This is a genomic window from Pokkaliibacter plantistimulans, assembly GCF_003194385.1.
Classification (GTDB): Bacteria; Pseudomonadota; Gammaproteobacteria; order Pseudomonadales; family Balneatricaceae; genus Pokkaliibacter; species Pokkaliibacter plantistimulans.
Map to the genome: position 1 here is coordinate 34882 of NZ_LAPT01000008.1, position 13356 is coordinate 48237.

General features: G+C 59.8%; 10 protein-coding genes and 2 pseudogenes. 2 read left to right on the plus strand and 10 right to left on the minus strand.

Annotated elements, in window-relative coordinates:
• Positions 1–31: 31 nt before the first annotated feature.
• The gene (locus tag WH50_RS02685) at positions 32–1555 is read right to left on the minus strand and encodes a SulP family inorganic anion transporter (protein WP_165838281.1); all 1524 of its coding nucleotides are present in this window, start codon (positions 1553–1555) and stop codon (positions 32–34) included.
• 275 nt (positions 1556–1830) lie between these two features.
• Here WH50_RS02685 and WH50_RS02690 point away from each other — a divergent pair, with 275 nt between their 5' ends.
• The gene (locus tag WH50_RS02690; protein WP_110185908.1) at positions 1831–2499 is read left to right on the plus strand and encodes an energy-coupling factor ABC transporter permease; all 669 of its coding nucleotides are present in this window, start codon (positions 1831–1833) and stop codon (positions 2497–2499) included.
• Positions 2500–2505: 6 nt separating this feature from the next.
• Here WH50_RS02690 and WH50_RS02695 read toward each other — a convergent pair whose 3' ends face one another.
• The 7 genes and pseudogenes from WH50_RS02695 to WH50_RS26810 all read right to left on the minus strand — a co-directional run bounded on the left by WH50_RS02695 (position 2506) and on the right by WH50_RS26810 (position 10768).
• Complete coding sequence (locus WH50_RS02695) at positions 2506–3159, minus strand: phenylalanine--tRNA ligase beta subunit-related protein (RefSeq protein ID WP_110185909.1); 654 nt, start codon at positions 3157–3159, stop codon at positions 2506–2508.
• 369 nt (positions 3160–3528) lie between these two features.
• Positions 3529–3708, minus strand: a complete 180-nt coding sequence (locus WH50_RS02700; protein WP_110185910.1) for a hypothetical protein — start codon at positions 3706–3708, stop codon at positions 3529–3531.
• Between the two features lie 113 nt (positions 3709–3821).
• Positions 3822–5198 (minus strand): ammonium transporter, encoded by a 1377-nt coding sequence (locus WH50_RS02705; protein ID WP_110185911.1) that lies wholly within the window; start codon positions 5196–5198, stop codon positions 3822–3824.
• A 651-nt stretch (positions 5199–5849) separates the two neighbouring features.
• Positions 5850–6824 (minus strand): annotated as a pseudogene (locus tag WH50_RS26800) (methyl-accepting chemotaxis protein); the annotation flags it as partial.
• A 153-nt stretch (positions 6825–6977) separates the two neighbouring features.
• A complete protein-coding gene (locus WH50_RS02715) occupies positions 6978–9329 on the minus strand; it encodes a trimethylamine N-oxide demethylase (protein ID WP_207780145.1) in 2352 nt (783 codons plus the stop codon).
• Positions 9330–9400: 71 nt separating this feature from the next.
• A pseudogene (locus tag WH50_RS26805) lies at positions 9401–9988 on the minus strand (NAD(P)/FAD-dependent oxidoreductase); the annotation flags it as partial.
• Positions 9989–10000: 12 nt separating this feature from the next.
• On the minus strand, positions 10001–10768 hold the full coding sequence (locus WH50_RS26810; RefSeq protein ID WP_243409967.1) for an NAD(P)-binding domain-containing protein: 768 nt from the start codon (positions 10766–10768) through the stop codon (positions 10001–10003).
• Positions 10769–11117: 349 nt separating this feature from the next.
• On the opposite strand from WH50_RS26810, the gene WH50_RS26820 reads away from it, so the two are divergent.
• On the plus strand, positions 11118–12017 hold the full coding sequence (locus WH50_RS26820; protein ID WP_207780146.1) for a LuxR C-terminal-related transcriptional regulator: 900 nt from the start codon (positions 11118–11120) through the stop codon (positions 12015–12017).
• 158 nt (positions 12018–12175) lie between these two features.
• Here the strand turns inward: WH50_RS26820 and WH50_RS27100 are convergent, their stop codons facing one another.
• A complete protein-coding gene (locus tag WH50_RS27100) occupies positions 12176–12301 on the minus strand; it encodes a hypothetical protein (protein ID WP_279305899.1) in 126 nt (41 codons plus the stop codon).
• A 53-nt stretch (positions 12302–12354) separates the two neighbouring features.
• The gene (locus tag WH50_RS02740) at positions 12355–13185 is read right to left on the minus strand and encodes an SDR family NAD(P)-dependent oxidoreductase (RefSeq protein ID WP_110185914.1); all 831 of its coding nucleotides are present in this window, start codon (positions 13183–13185) and stop codon (positions 12355–12357) included.
• Positions 13186–13356: the final 171 nt, after the last annotated feature.

Below are 13356 nucleotides of genomic sequence, written 5' to 3' on the forward strand. Positions count from 1 at the left end.
TATTCGCGTCATCACTGGCGACGTCGGTAGATCAGTTCAGGTCACTGGCAATCTGATACTGCGGATCCTCGATCAGGTTGATCTCTACCAGCCCCTGAGCCTTGGCGTTGAGCAGCGCCCGGCACTTGGTGCTGAGGTGGCGCAGTAGCAGGGTTTTGCCTGCCTGACTGTAACGCTCCACCAGTTGCTCGATTGCTTCCAGACCGGAGTGGTCATATACCCGTGAGAAACGGAAATCGATCACCACCCGGTCCGGGTCAGAGCCGGGCTGAAATAATCCCTGAAAAGACTGGGCTGAGCCAAAAAACAGCGGGCCATGCAGTACGTAGACCCGGGTATCGCCCTCAAGGTGGGCAAAAACCCTGACGTGTTTGGCATGCTCCCAGGCAAAGCCGAGTGCTGACAGGATGACGCCCACCAGCATACCCAGGCTCAGGTTGGTGGTCAGGGTGGTCACGGCGACCAGCAGGGTGACCATCTGTTCCCGGCGCGGGACCTTGCGGACGATACGGATAAACGCCAGCTCGAAGGTAGAGAAGGCGATCATCAGCATGATGCCGACCACAACGCCGACCGGAATATCATCCATCCACTGGCGGCCGGAGGTACTGAAGTAAATGATCAGGGCCACGGCAACCAGTGTCGACAGGCGGCTGCGGCCACCGTTCTGCAGGTTGACCATGGACTGGCCGAAGTGACCACTGCCGGGCATGCCGCCCAGACAGCCGCTGGCCAGATTGGCAATGCCCTGTGCCAGACATTCCTGATTGCTACGGCCACGGGTGTTGGTGGCTTCATCGGTGACGTTGAGGGTAAACAGCGTTTCGCTGAGGCCGACGATGGCCATCAGCAGGGCATAGGGCATGACGATGGCCAGCGTCGGCATATCCAGTGGCAGGCTGGGCCACTGCAGGTGCGGTGGGGCTCCTGACCAGGCGGTGACTTCTGCCAGCGTCTGCACATCGATATGGAAGCCAATGCAGATCCAGCTCAGCACCACGATGGCGATAAAGCCGGGAGACAGATAAGGCACATAGCGTGGCAGGAAGCGGATCAGCAGCATGGTGACCAGACAGATTGACAGCATGCTGACCAGCGTAGTGCCGGTCATCCAGGTGCCGGATGCGGTCGTGGGGGTATGGAAATAGCCCATCTGCTGCCAGAAAATTTCCACTGTCAGGCCGCAGATACAGCCCAGCACCACGGGTTGCGGCAGGATGCGGATAAATTTACCCAGCCGCAGTACCCAGGCCCCCAGTTGCAGCAGACCCATCATGATGACGCTGGCGAACAGATAGCGCAGGCCGTGGGTGACGGCCAGATCGGCCATGATCAGTACCAGTGCCGGCGTGCTCATTGCTGCCATGGCAGGGCGACCGCCGAGCAGAGAAATCACCAGCAGCATCAGTGCCGCGCTGTAGAGGCCGGTCAGGGGGGCCAGCCCGGCAGCAAAGGCCAGGGTCATGGCTTCGGGGATCATGGTCATGGCCAGGGTTGTGCCGGCCATCAGGTCCGCCCCCAGGCGCTGTACTCCCAGCCGAATCGGCTCAATCATCAGCATGCCTCTTTATGGTTCCAGACCATGGATTCTAGTGTACCCGGTTCATCTGTCTCAAGTTTGCAGCGGTTGCAATCGGCGACAGCGACCGTCAGCCCTGTGTTGCGACACTGATCTGGCGCAAGCAAGATCGCCACGGCAGTGGCCGGGGTTGCGCCCTTTTCAGTAGCATGAAGGCACGGTCGCTCTGAAAGTACCTGGCGATCATTAACCGGTGCTGAGCAGGTTCTGCCTGTTCAGGCAGTATCCCGACTTCTTGCGGTAGAGCATAGATGAGTATTGCCGATGGTCTGATTTCGGGCGCGGGCGTGTGGCTTGCCCATCTGCTCTACGGGCTGATGCTGCTGGTGGCCCTGTGGCGTGCGCCCTGGGCAATCCTGCACCGTAATAGCACCCTGCAGCATCTGGTACTCGGTGCCACGGTGCTGGTCATGATGATGTGGCTGCTGCGTGCCGGTATTTCCCCCGGCATGAGTGTGCACTTTCTCGGAGTGACGACGCTGACCCTGATGTTCGGCTGGGAGCTCGGCATCCTCTGCTCCTCACTGGCTCTGCTGGGGATGACGCTGATCGGCAAGGAAGCGCTGGATGGCATCAGCATCAATGGCCTGTGCGCGTCGGTGATACCGGCCTGCTGGTCCTACTGGGCATTGCGTCAGGTTGAGCGCTGGCTGCCGCAGAACTTCTTTGTCTATCTGATCATCGGGGTGTTTCTCAATGCCGCCTGTGCTGCGGCCCTGTCGGGTATCGCCATGATGGGCGTGCTGTGGGGCAGCGGTACCTACAGCTTCTATAAGATCTGGCAGGAGTACGTCATCTTGCTGCCGCTGATCATGCCGCCGGAAGGATTGCTTAATGGCATCCTGATGACGGCGATGATGGTTCATCATCCGGACTGGATCAGAACCTTCGATGCCCGCCGTTACATCGATGAGCAGTAAGCCAGGTTACTTCCCCACCACCAGCGAGTGTGCCGGGCACAGCCGCATGATGTCCTGCTTGAGCTGTTCGGCCACCTCCTGCAGATGCGGCGTAGCGGTATGCTGATGGCCCTGCACGATAAACAGCGCCGCACTGGTGTTGATGTTCACTGCACTGAATGCCGCCTGCCGATAATCCATGCGACACAGCACCTGCTGGTGCGCATCCAGATAGGCATATTCTCCTGCCGGTAAGGTGGTGGCGCCGTGGCTGCCAATGCCGGTGAAGGATTCGTCGCCGCGGGTCAGGCCCAGTCGTACAGGCAGATGCAGATGCAACAGATCGTGAGCGCCGATGGACAGGCCGGTCACCAGCGACCAGTGATTGTAGAGATCGACCAGCGGTGAGATCGGGCGCAGCTTGCCGTTGCGCTGATACTGCTCATGCAGGGCGACCGGAGAAGGGGGGAAGCGTTTGGCGGAGCGGTTGATGCGCTGGCGCAGGCTGAGAAATCCCTGATGCTGCATCTGGCTCTGCTCAGCGTCATAGTGCTGGCAAAGCTGCTGGATATGCTGCTTCAGCTCGGCGGAATAATAGTCATTGGCCAGACCATGCAGGGTAAAGGCAACGGCCTTGAGGCCGAAGTGACTGGGTAGATCGAATACAAAGACAGGATTCATCCCTGGAAGCCTCACGTCAAACCGGTGCCACCCCGGTTACGGGCCTTGCCGCTGGTTCAGTACCAGCTGAGAACGTGCTTGTGATCCTGCGCGCAGCCAGAGCGGGCGGAAAGAGCGGAAGAGGCGCTGCTTACATAACGCATTCCTAATATCCTTTCAGCACCGTCAGACGGCGAGCAGCGGATCGTGCACAGGTTCTGAGCCCTTACGCATGTTTCCGCCTCTGTGGAAACGCCAGTCAGGGAGCCTGACCGGCCTGTTCCTCAACAAGGCGACTGGAGGAGTCGTTGCACCCCTGGCTGGTCCCTCGAACCTGTTCTCGCAACAGCGAGAGCAGGTTCCTGATCGTACGTCAGGTCTCCCTGAACGCTACTTCTTGGTCTTCGGCATGGGGCTGCTATAGCTATGCTTTTCATGGCGCACGGTGGCCCAAATGGCAAACACCGTGACGGCCACTGCCACCAGCAGGATAAAGCCCATGATGGCGGGTTTGTCGGCGTAGGTGAAAACGGTGCTGGCACCGTCCCAGCTGGTAATCGGACTGCTCATCTTACGACTCCTATCTGTACCCGGTGCAGGATGCTTGCCATGTACCGGGTACTTTGATTTCAGTGCATTTCAGCGTTGGTCACACAGCCTGCATGATTGCCCTGGCGAGCGGATCAGGCAGGCTTGGCGTCATGCAGCTTGTCGTAGCTGCCGGTGTCGCTGCTGGTATTGGCCACCGTGGTGCTGGCACCGGTGATAGCCCACTCGGGATAGGCCTGAGCAGGTACTTCGACCAGATCCAGACCGCGCTCTTCTGCATGAGCAGGTACACGCAGCACACCCATTTTCTTCATGACCAGAGAGATGGCGTAACCAGGGATGAAGCCCAGCAGTGCCAGTACGATGGCACCACCAACCTGACCGAGGAAGTTCACCACAGGGGCTCCTTCCATCACGTTGGGATAGCCGCCGATGAACAGACCGCTCAGCACCAGACCGGCGAAGCCACCGTAACCGTGCACCGCAAAGGCGCCAACGGCATCATCCAGCCCTTTCTTGACCATGTATTTCTGCACCAGCGGCGCAGTGGCGGCCACACCCATACCGATGACATAGGCAAAGGGTGGGTAGTAAACGTCCAGGCCGGGAGCAACAGAAACGATACCGATCAGACCACCGGACATCATCCAGAAGGGTTCACGGGTGGTCAGATAGGCACCGATCAGACCACCGGCAAAGCCCATCAGGGTGTTGAAGGCAAAGGCTGACAGGGTAGTGTGCTGACCATAGATGTTGGTCCACTGCTCACCCGGAACATAGATGATGCAACCGCCGAGGAAGCCAAAGAAGCCAACGATAACCAGCATCAGACCGACCACGCTCATGGGCATGGAGTGACCGACGATATCGTTGGCACTGCCATCGGCATTGAAGCGACCGATACGGGCACCGACGTTGATGACCACACCCAGGGTAAAGAAGCCCGCGACTGTGTGTACGCAACCGGCAGCGCCGACGTCATGGAAGCCCCATTCCGTGGTCAGCCAGCCGCTGGGATGCCAGCTCCACGCTGCTGCCAGAATCCACACCACCGAACCGAGGATGATCGCCAGCACGATAAAGGCGCTCATGCGGGTACGCTCGATGATGGCACCGGACATGATGGAAGCGGTGGTGGCCGCGAACATCACAAACGCACCCCAGAAAATGCCGGTGGCGTTGTCGGTCACATCAGGGCCCATGCTCTTGGCCCAGGGCAGGGCACCGGCCGCACCGGCCAGATCAGGCGTGAAGCCGCCGTAGAAGGCGTTATAGATCCACCAGCCGAAGAAGAAAAAGGTCGGCACGATAAAAGCGAAGGCAAGGATGTTTTTCACCCCGGCGGTCAGGGCGTTCTTCAGGCGTGACGCCCCGATCTCGTAGGACAGAAAGCCCGCATGGATAACCACCATCAGGGCGATACACCACCAATAGAAGATTTCCATATTGATGGTGTCGGACATCTGGAGGAGCTTATGCAGCTCTTCCAGGGTGGGAGTAGCCTGGTCCATTACTGAATCCTCTTGCGTTTGTCAGAAATTTCACTGCAGAACGTCGCAGAAGCGTTTTGGTTGAACGTGCTTCCGGATGCGTCTGTTGCTCTCGGTGAATCTGGTATTGCTTAAGGGCGCACTCTTGTTGGAACCTGCTCACGATCTGCTGCGCGTCGGCCTCACGGGGTGAAAAAGAGGTCGGAGTGCTGATTCATGACAACGCCCCGTTGTCACCTTTACCAGGCACTTCCCCAGCCTTTTCGCCCTTTCTGGCTGTCGCTCGTTATATCGTCAGCACCTTCCCGCAAAGCGTGCCTTGGTTCAGTCGATTAGGGTGATCTATTTTTATTGTGGGTTATAAAAAGTTCTTTATATGAAAAGCAAGTCGTGTGCCAGTTAGCTCATCTGCCGCCGTGCCGCGTGCATTCACACTCGCACTGTCTTCGCGGTCTGCTGTGCGCGGGCCGCACCATGCTGCTCAGATGCCCTGAATACTCACTCAGCCCCTGAAGCGCATCTCATCAGATCGTGTCGCCCGGTCTGGTGCGGGTGCGTGAGTACAATCCTTTTCGTACCTGAGCACCTGAATGTGCCCCTTTTCTGTTCAACATCATGGCGATGCGCCTGAAAATGGTTCGCCTGTGGTACACCCGCTCAGTCTCTTTTGTTGAGCATGGTCTGGATTTGCTGCACCGAGTCCTGTGTACGTTTGGCCAGATTACGCACCTCATCGGCAACCACCGCAAAACCGCGCCCCTGCTCACCGGCACGGGCCGCTTCGATGGCGGCGTTGAGTGCCAGCAGATTGGTCTGCTCGGCAATGCCCTTGATGCCGCTGGCTACCTGCGCAATCTGTGCATAGGTCTGCTGAATGCTGGCCTGCTCCTGATGGCGCATGGCCTCGGCTGACTTCTCATCACTGATGTCGCGCACGGCACCGATCACCCGTACCAGCACGCCCTGCGCGTTCTGCAGGGCGCGGCCACGCTCGCGGAACCAGATCTCGCGGCCATCCTTGTGGCGCATGCGGTACTCCACGACATAGGCGCTTTTACTGCGGTTGGGGTCCGCCAAATACTGGTTGAATACCTGCATGACCTTCTTCACATCCTCGCTGTTGGCCACGGCAAAAAAGCTGTCCCAGCCATCGGGAAAGTCTTTGGCGCTGTAGCCGATCAGCTGGCGGAACTGTTCTGACCAGCGGATCACATTCCTGGCATGGTCTGCATCACCGTCCACCACAGTCAGATCCCAGCAGCCCTCGGTCAGCGTCTGTTTGGTCAGTTCCCATGCCTGCTGCTCCAGCTGCCAGTGCGCCTGTTGCTGTTTGGCTTCGGCCAGTTGCTCCTGCTGGCGTTCGAGTTGATGCTGCCACTGTTGTTGCTGCAGCCTTGCCTGTTGCAGCTCCTGCTGCAGCTGCGCATATTGCTCCGCGCTGCAGGGGGCGGCAGCGGTCGTCTGTGCACTGCGGCGAAACTGCAGCTGTTCCTGCCAGCGTTGTCCCAGCTGCTCGACGAAGCGCTGCAATTCAGGATGGCGCTGCAGCAGGGTCGTGCTGGTCGCTGCCGGACTGTCACTGATCAGCGAGCGCAGCACACCGGTCATTTCACTGGCTAGCTCGGCTGAGGTGTCTTTGAACCACATCAACGGATACTCCTTGAGACTGCTTCGAGATAATGGGGCTATGGATTGTCATGCTGCTTTGCAGCAACCAAGCAATTCTCTGGCCAGCTCGCCGTTATCCGTTTCCCGGCTGTATACCCATGTGGCCGATGCGCAGCAGATCGTTAACACACCCTAACTGCGTACCCGGGACTTGTCCGGGTCATAAAACACCGTGCCACAGACCTCCGCGCCGATGCGTTTCTGCTGACCATCCAGCTTGCCGATCTGTAACCGGGTGCCCGGCTGGGCATAGCCCGCATCAACCCGGCACAGGGCAATGTTGCGTTGCAGTACAGGGGAGCGGGTGGCACTGGTGATCACCCCAATCTGGGCGCGCTGATCTTCGGCATGTACACAGTCACCGTGGGCAGCGGTTTCATTACCCTCCAGCAGCAGACCGACCAGTTTGCGTTGTGGATGAGCCTGCCGCTGTTCCAGAGCGCTGCGGCCGATAAAGTCATCCTGCTTGGATTTGAGCGGTACGCAGAAGCCGATACCAGCTTCGTAGGGATCGGTCTGATCGCAGAATTCATATCCGGCAAAGATCAGCCCGGCTTCGATGCGCAGCATGTCCAGTGCCTGCAATCCCAGCGGCACCAGTCCCAGTGGTGCGCCCAGCTGCCACAGCCGCTGCCATACCGTCATGGCATCCTGCGGATGGCACCACAGCTCATAGCCCAGCTCGCCGGTGTAGCCGGTGCGGGTGACCATCAGCGGGCAGCCGTTATAGTCATCAAGGCGGCCCGTCAGCAGGCGGAACCAGCCCAGCTCAGTCAGCGCAGGCTGGCTGCCGGGCGTCCACACCAATTGGCTGAGCAGCTCACGGCTGAGTGGTCCCTGTACGGCGATATTGTGAATCTGCTCGCTGGCCGACTTGATCCATACCTTCATGCCCAGCTGCTGGGCCTGCTCGCGCAGCCAGATCCCGGCGTAGTCTTCACCGCAGACCCAGCGGAAATTATCCGGGCCAAGGCGCAGCAGGGTGCCGTCATCCAGCATGCCGCCGTGGGAATAGCACATGGCACTGTAGACCACCTGACCGACGGCGAGCTTGCGCACATCACGGGTCAGGCAGTAGTTGAGTAGGGCCTCGGCATCGGGGCCGATCACCTCAAACTTGCGCAGGGCGGAGAGGTCCATGACGGCGACTTTCTCGCGGCAGCCATAGTATTCCTCGATGGCACCAAAGCCGTTGAAGTGGCTGGGCAGCCACCAGCCGCGATAATCGGCAAAGTGACTGGTGAGGGCGGAGGTGCCGGGGTGGAAGCCGCTTTCTCGGGTCAGCACCGGTTCGGCGTCGGGGGTTTTACGATGGGCCATGGCGATACTGAAGCGCTCCTTGGCTGAGTAGATGCGGATATGAATATCAGTGGGCTGCCAGCCGTTGGCCGGATCGATATCGTCGGGGCAGGAGCTGCTGGCGCAGACCAGATCGTTCATGGCCTTGAGCAGCACATAGTCGCCCGGACGTGACCAGGGCTCATCGAGCGTCAGCTGCTGCTCGGCGTTGACTCCGGTATTGAAGAAGAAATTGATGGCGGGCCAGCCGGGGCGGCCTTCGACACCATGCCGGGCCAGTACGCGGCTGAGGTTATCGCTGCAGTTGGCGTGGCCAAAATAGCCCTGGCTTTCGTAATAGCGTGCGGTGCAGGCGAGGGCAAAGGTGTCGTGGCGGCCCACGGTATCACGCACGACTTCCAGCATCGGCTGCATGTGCCGGTCGTAGAAGCGGCTGTAGAGGCCGGGGCCGGGGTAAGCGCTGCTGTTGAGGGTGCGGGTGACGGTCGGGTCAAGGTCGATCTCGCGGCCGCGGTCGAGACTCCGCTGATCAAAGGCAACAAAGTCGGAGCACTGCCGCCCGGCCACATCCAGCACCTGAATGTACTGTCCGGCCTGCACCTGATAATCCCGTGCCGTGCCGGGGTGAATGGTGAATTCATCCACCACCTCGGCCAGCGGTTCAGGCAGGGGTGGCAGCCATAGCGCAGAGGGATGGGCGCGCTGGATGATCAGCTGCAGCTCGCTGGCGCGTTGCTGCTGGTTGACGTCTTCTGCACTGCCGGGCGCCGCTACCAGCACGGTGACAGGGTGTTCTGCCAGCAGGGTGCGCTGGCTGCCTGCGGGTTGCTCGGCAGGCCACAGCAAGGTGCCGGGGGGTAACTGTGCTGGCTGCAACTGATGCCGGGCCAGTCGTCGCTGCCAGTCGCGGTCGGCCTGCGCTCTTTGCTGCAGCGCCTCGGGGATGTAAGTGGCCGCGGCATTCGGCGCCAGACCGAGACTGGCCAGCGCCTGCAGCCCCTGTTCATCCACTGCTATCAGTTCCGCTGCCTGCAGGCCTTCGACATCAATGACGGTCAGGCGGTCACCGGCGGCCAGAGCCACAACGGTGACACCCGCGGGCGCTACCCGGTGGTATTCGACACCGGGAGCGCGGGCAAAGAGGGCTGGCTCCCGTGGCCGGGAGATGACCGGAGGCAACATCATGATCCGTTTTCCCTGAGTTGGAAGGGCGGCTGATTCAGGCCGTGCTGCGGTGCGCGGAGGCAGACCATGGTTCAGCCTGCCTTCTTGATCTGCTGCGGGCCGGGGGCCAGATAGGCTTCGAGGGAATCATCCAGTGCCTCCAGCCACGGCGTGTGGTGAGCCACAGCCATGGTGCCGGTCATCAGCGAGCGATAGCTCTTGTTGCGGTAGCCCATGATGTCTTCGTACTTGTCGTGCTTCCATTCCAGAAAGGTCTGGTTCACGGCGGCGATATCGAAGCTGGGGTAATCGGTGGCGTCGATCAGCTCCTGAATATAGGCGCCCTGGTATTCAAACATCTGCTGAGCGGTTTCCAGCTGCTCTTCCCGTGCCCGCCATTGCAGGTTTTCGCTGTGCATGTTGGCCTGCTCGGGCAGCGCAATCCGCTGCAGAATCACATCGCGGGCATACCAGGCCTGAGCATCAAACATGTTGAATGAGTACCACTGATCCTGCATGCCGAGGTACATCAGCTGCGGATTGCTCTCCCAGAAGATGCCCTTGTACAGGTTCAGCGGCCACAGACGGTTATTGGTCTTCAGACACAGCTCATCAGGCAGGAAAGGGAAATGATGCTGGTAGCCGGTGCAGAGAATCACCGCGTCAATATGCTTCTGGCTGCCATCAGCGAATTAGGCGGTATTGCCATCGACCTTCTGCAGCAGCGGTTTTTCTTCCCAGTTGGCAGGCCACTGGTAGCCCATCGGCGCGCTGCGGTAGCAGCTGGTGATGGAGCGCGCGCCGTACTTATAGCACTGCGAGCCAATGTCTTCGGCGGAATAGCTGCCCCCGACGATCAGCACATCCTTGCCCTTGAACTCCAGCGCATCGCGGAAGTCGTGGGCGTGCAGCACGCGGCCGCCAAAGGTTTCAAAGCCGGGGAAGAAGGGCACGTTGGGCGTGGAGAAGTGACCGCTGGCGACGACCACGTAGTCGAAGGTCTCGCTGTACTGGGCGTCCTGGCTGTAGTCCTGCACGGTGACGCTGAACTGCTGGCTGGCGGTGTCATAGCTGATCTGCCGCACGGCGGTATTGAAGCGGATATAGTCACGTACACCGGCTTTCTCTACCCGCCCCTTGATGTAGTCCCACAGCACGGCGCGGGGAGGATAAGAACCGATGGGGCGGCCAAAGTGCTCATCGAAGGTGTAGTCGGCAAACTCCAGACACTCCTTCGGGCCGTTGGACCAGAGGTAGCGATACATGCTGCCATGCACCGGTTCGCCGTTTTCATCCAGACCGGTACGCCAGGTGTAGTTCCACATGCCACCCCAGTCTTTCTGCTTCTCGAAACAGACGATGTCGGGGATATCAGCACCCTTGTCCTTGGCTGACTGGAAGGCTCGCAGCTGTGCCAGACCGGAAGGGCCGGCGCCGATAATGGCCACGCGTTTGCTCATCATCCTCTCCTCTCGTTGTTGTCAGAATCTGTGCTCAACAGGTGTGATATGCCTTTTAACCTATTACAGCTGCGCCGCTGGTGAACTCGGCTGGAGGAGATAGACCATTAGGGGGAGAGCAGGCCTTTGCCCGTTGCCGTCAACATGCACCAGAAGCAGGCTGCATCAGCTCTGGCGCGTCTGATTTCAGGGCATGGCGGGGAGCAGGAAGGGGATCGTTATTTTTCTTTTCAGGAAAGTTACTTTCTTATCAATAAGATAAAACGCAGTCGAGGCGATCCGTGTGAGCGGCATGGAAGTTGCTGAACAGCTCTATTCAGCCCGGACATAACGCTGCCGCGGAGGGACGATGACCGCTGCCCATTCCAGCCTTTACAGCAAGCCCGTCAGCCATGCCGTAGCCACCCGGCAGGCGGAGGAGCATCTGACCGAACGTGAACGCCAGACCCTGTCACTGATCGCCGAAGGCCTGAGCAACAAGCTGATTGCCCGTCGGCTGGGGATCAGCGATGGCACAGTGAAAATCCATGTGCGTCACCTGCTCGGCAAGCTCAATCTGGGCTCCCGTCAGGCGCTGGCCGCCTGGGCTTTGCAGGCCGGATTGTCGCGGGCTGCGCGGGTGCCGCGTTATCTGGATGAGGTCAGCCTGACCGAGCGAGAAGCCCAGACGCTGGCGCTGATTGCCGATGGCCACAGTAATCGTGTGATTGCTGACAGGCTGGGGATCAGTGATGCCACGGTGAAAACCTATGTCAGCCACCTGCTGCTGAAGCTGGAAGTGCATTCCCGTCTGGAACTGGTCAGCGCTGCCCATCAACTGGGGCTGGCAGGCCATCACCCGCGCGATGCGTTCAGCCCGCCGCCGCTGGATACGCTGATGCAGGCGCTGCCGGTCATGCTCTATCGCTGCCATAACAACCGGCTGTGGAGCATGGAGTATGTCAGCCCCGGTTGCCTGAACCTGATCGGTTATCAGCCGGAGCATCTGGTGGCGGATCAGCGGCTGGCCTATAACTCGCTGATTCATCCTGATGATCGGGAGCTGGTATGGCGGGCGGTGCAGAGTGGCTTGCGGCGGCACCTGCCGATCAGTGTCGAATACCGTGTGCGCTGTCTGGACGGTCAGGAAAAAACCGTGCAGGAACATGCCTGCGGGGTCTATTCCGCCAGTGGTGAAGTGCTGGGGATTGAAGGGCTGATTGTGGAGAAGCTGCTGCAACCGGCCCTGTCTGCTGGCAGCACAGCCTGAGTGCTGCGGGCTGTGCTCTTCTGTTTACCTGCGTTTCGCCTTAATGGCCTGTCGCTGGCCGCTTGCTAGCCGTTCACCTACAGAATCAGCGGCGCATAAAGATTGTGATCCCTGTTGCCCAGCTGGCTGCCGCCCTCACTGGCGTCATGGCCGGGTCGCTAGAGTCCGAGCAGCGGAATGACCGTCAGCTTCTCCGTCGCCTGCCAGACCCCGTAAAGATCCACCTCATTGCCGTCCAGATTGATGCTGTTGGTGTCGATGGTATCAAAGCGACAGGCCAACACCCCCAGACTCAGCTGGTCAGTGGGGGTGAGTTTCAGCCCCAGATGGCGGGCGGTTAACCGTGCTGGCTGATAATCGGGTTGAGCCAGGGCCGCAGGCCGCCAAGGGTGTAGCCACCGTCAACGGTCAGACACTGGCCGGTGACAAAGCGGGCATCCTCAGACAGCAGCCACAGCACTGCATCAGCCACCTCTTCCGGCGTACCGATGCGGGCCAGCGGTGTATGGCGGATAAAGGGGCGCTGACTGGCCTCGGAAGACAACACCCCCTCCGCCATCGGCGTGGCGATAATGCCGGGGCAGACATTGTTGACACGGATCTGATGGGCGCCAGCCTCCACCGCTACGGTACGCATCAGGCCATCCAGTGCACTCTTGCTGGCGGCATAGGCGGCAATGCCGGGCATCGCCCCCTGCGCCGTCCACGATGAGGTGTTGACGATGGCACCGGCGACGCCCTGTTTGCGCATGGCGTCGATCTGATACTTCAGACAGCAGAATACGCCGCGCAGATTGGTGGCGATGATGTGGTCAAAATCCGTCAGCGAGAAAGCTTCCACAGGAGCAAAGGCACCCAGCGTTCCGGCGTTGTTCCAGGCCAGATCAAGCTGGCCAAAATGCTGCACCGTCCGTTCGATCATGGCGCAGACCTGAGCCTCGTCACTGACATCGGTGGCGATGGCCAGCGCGCGGCCACCTTCAGCCGTAATGGCACTGACCACCTGTTCCAGCTCGGCAGTGCGGCGCCCGGCGACCACCACCTGAGCCCCTTCGCGCCCGAGACGTAATGCCGCCGCCTTACCCATACCGCTGCCACCACCGGTGATCAGTACGGTCTTGCCACTGAAGCGTGAAGGAATGTGTGTGGAACTGGAAGTGGATTGCATGATGTGACCTCGTTAGCCTGTTGGCGTTCGTCAAAGTGAATGCCGTTTCGGGGAGGTCTATTATTGGCTGACGGTCAGAAGAGATAACGGGGGCGCTGGTTGGTTGATTCTTAACTGGTGGTTTGGAGTGGCTTTGTTGCATAAATAGAACACAGCTTACAAAGCCCCTTT

Coding starts and splice junctions, on each gene's coding strand:
- WH50_RS02685 (WP_165838281.1), bottom strand. CDS start 1,555: ATGATTGAGCCGATTCGGCTGGGAGTACAGCGCCTGGGGGCGGACCTG.
- WH50_RS02690 (WP_110185908.1), top strand. CDS start 1,831: ATGAGTATTGCCGATGGTCTGATTTCGGGCGCGGGCGTGTGGCTTGCC.
- WH50_RS02695 (WP_110185909.1), bottom strand. CDS start 3,159: ATGAATCCTGTCTTTGTATTCGATCTACCCAGTCACTTCGGCCTCAAG.
- WH50_RS02700 (WP_110185910.1), bottom strand. CDS start 3,708: ATGAGCAGTCCGATTACCAGCTGGGACGGTGCCAGCACCGTTTTCACC.
- WH50_RS02705 (WP_110185911.1), bottom strand. CDS start 5,198: ATGGACCAGGCTACTCCCACCCTGGAAGAGCTGCATAAGCTCCTCCAG.
- WH50_RS02715 (WP_207780145.1), bottom strand. CDS start 9,329: ATGATGTTGCCTCCGGTCATCTCCCGGCCACGGGAGCCAGCCCTCTTT.
- WH50_RS26810 (WP_243409967.1), bottom strand. CDS start 10,768: ATGAGCAAACGCGTGGCCATTATCGGCGCCGGCCCTTCCGGTCTGGCA.
- WH50_RS26820 (WP_207780146.1), top strand. CDS start 11,118: ATGACCGCTGCCCATTCCAGCCTTTACAGCAAGCCCGTCAGCCATGCC.
- WH50_RS02740 (WP_110185914.1), bottom strand. CDS start 13,185: ATGCAATCCACTTCCAGTTCCACACACATTCCTTCACGCTTCAGTGGC.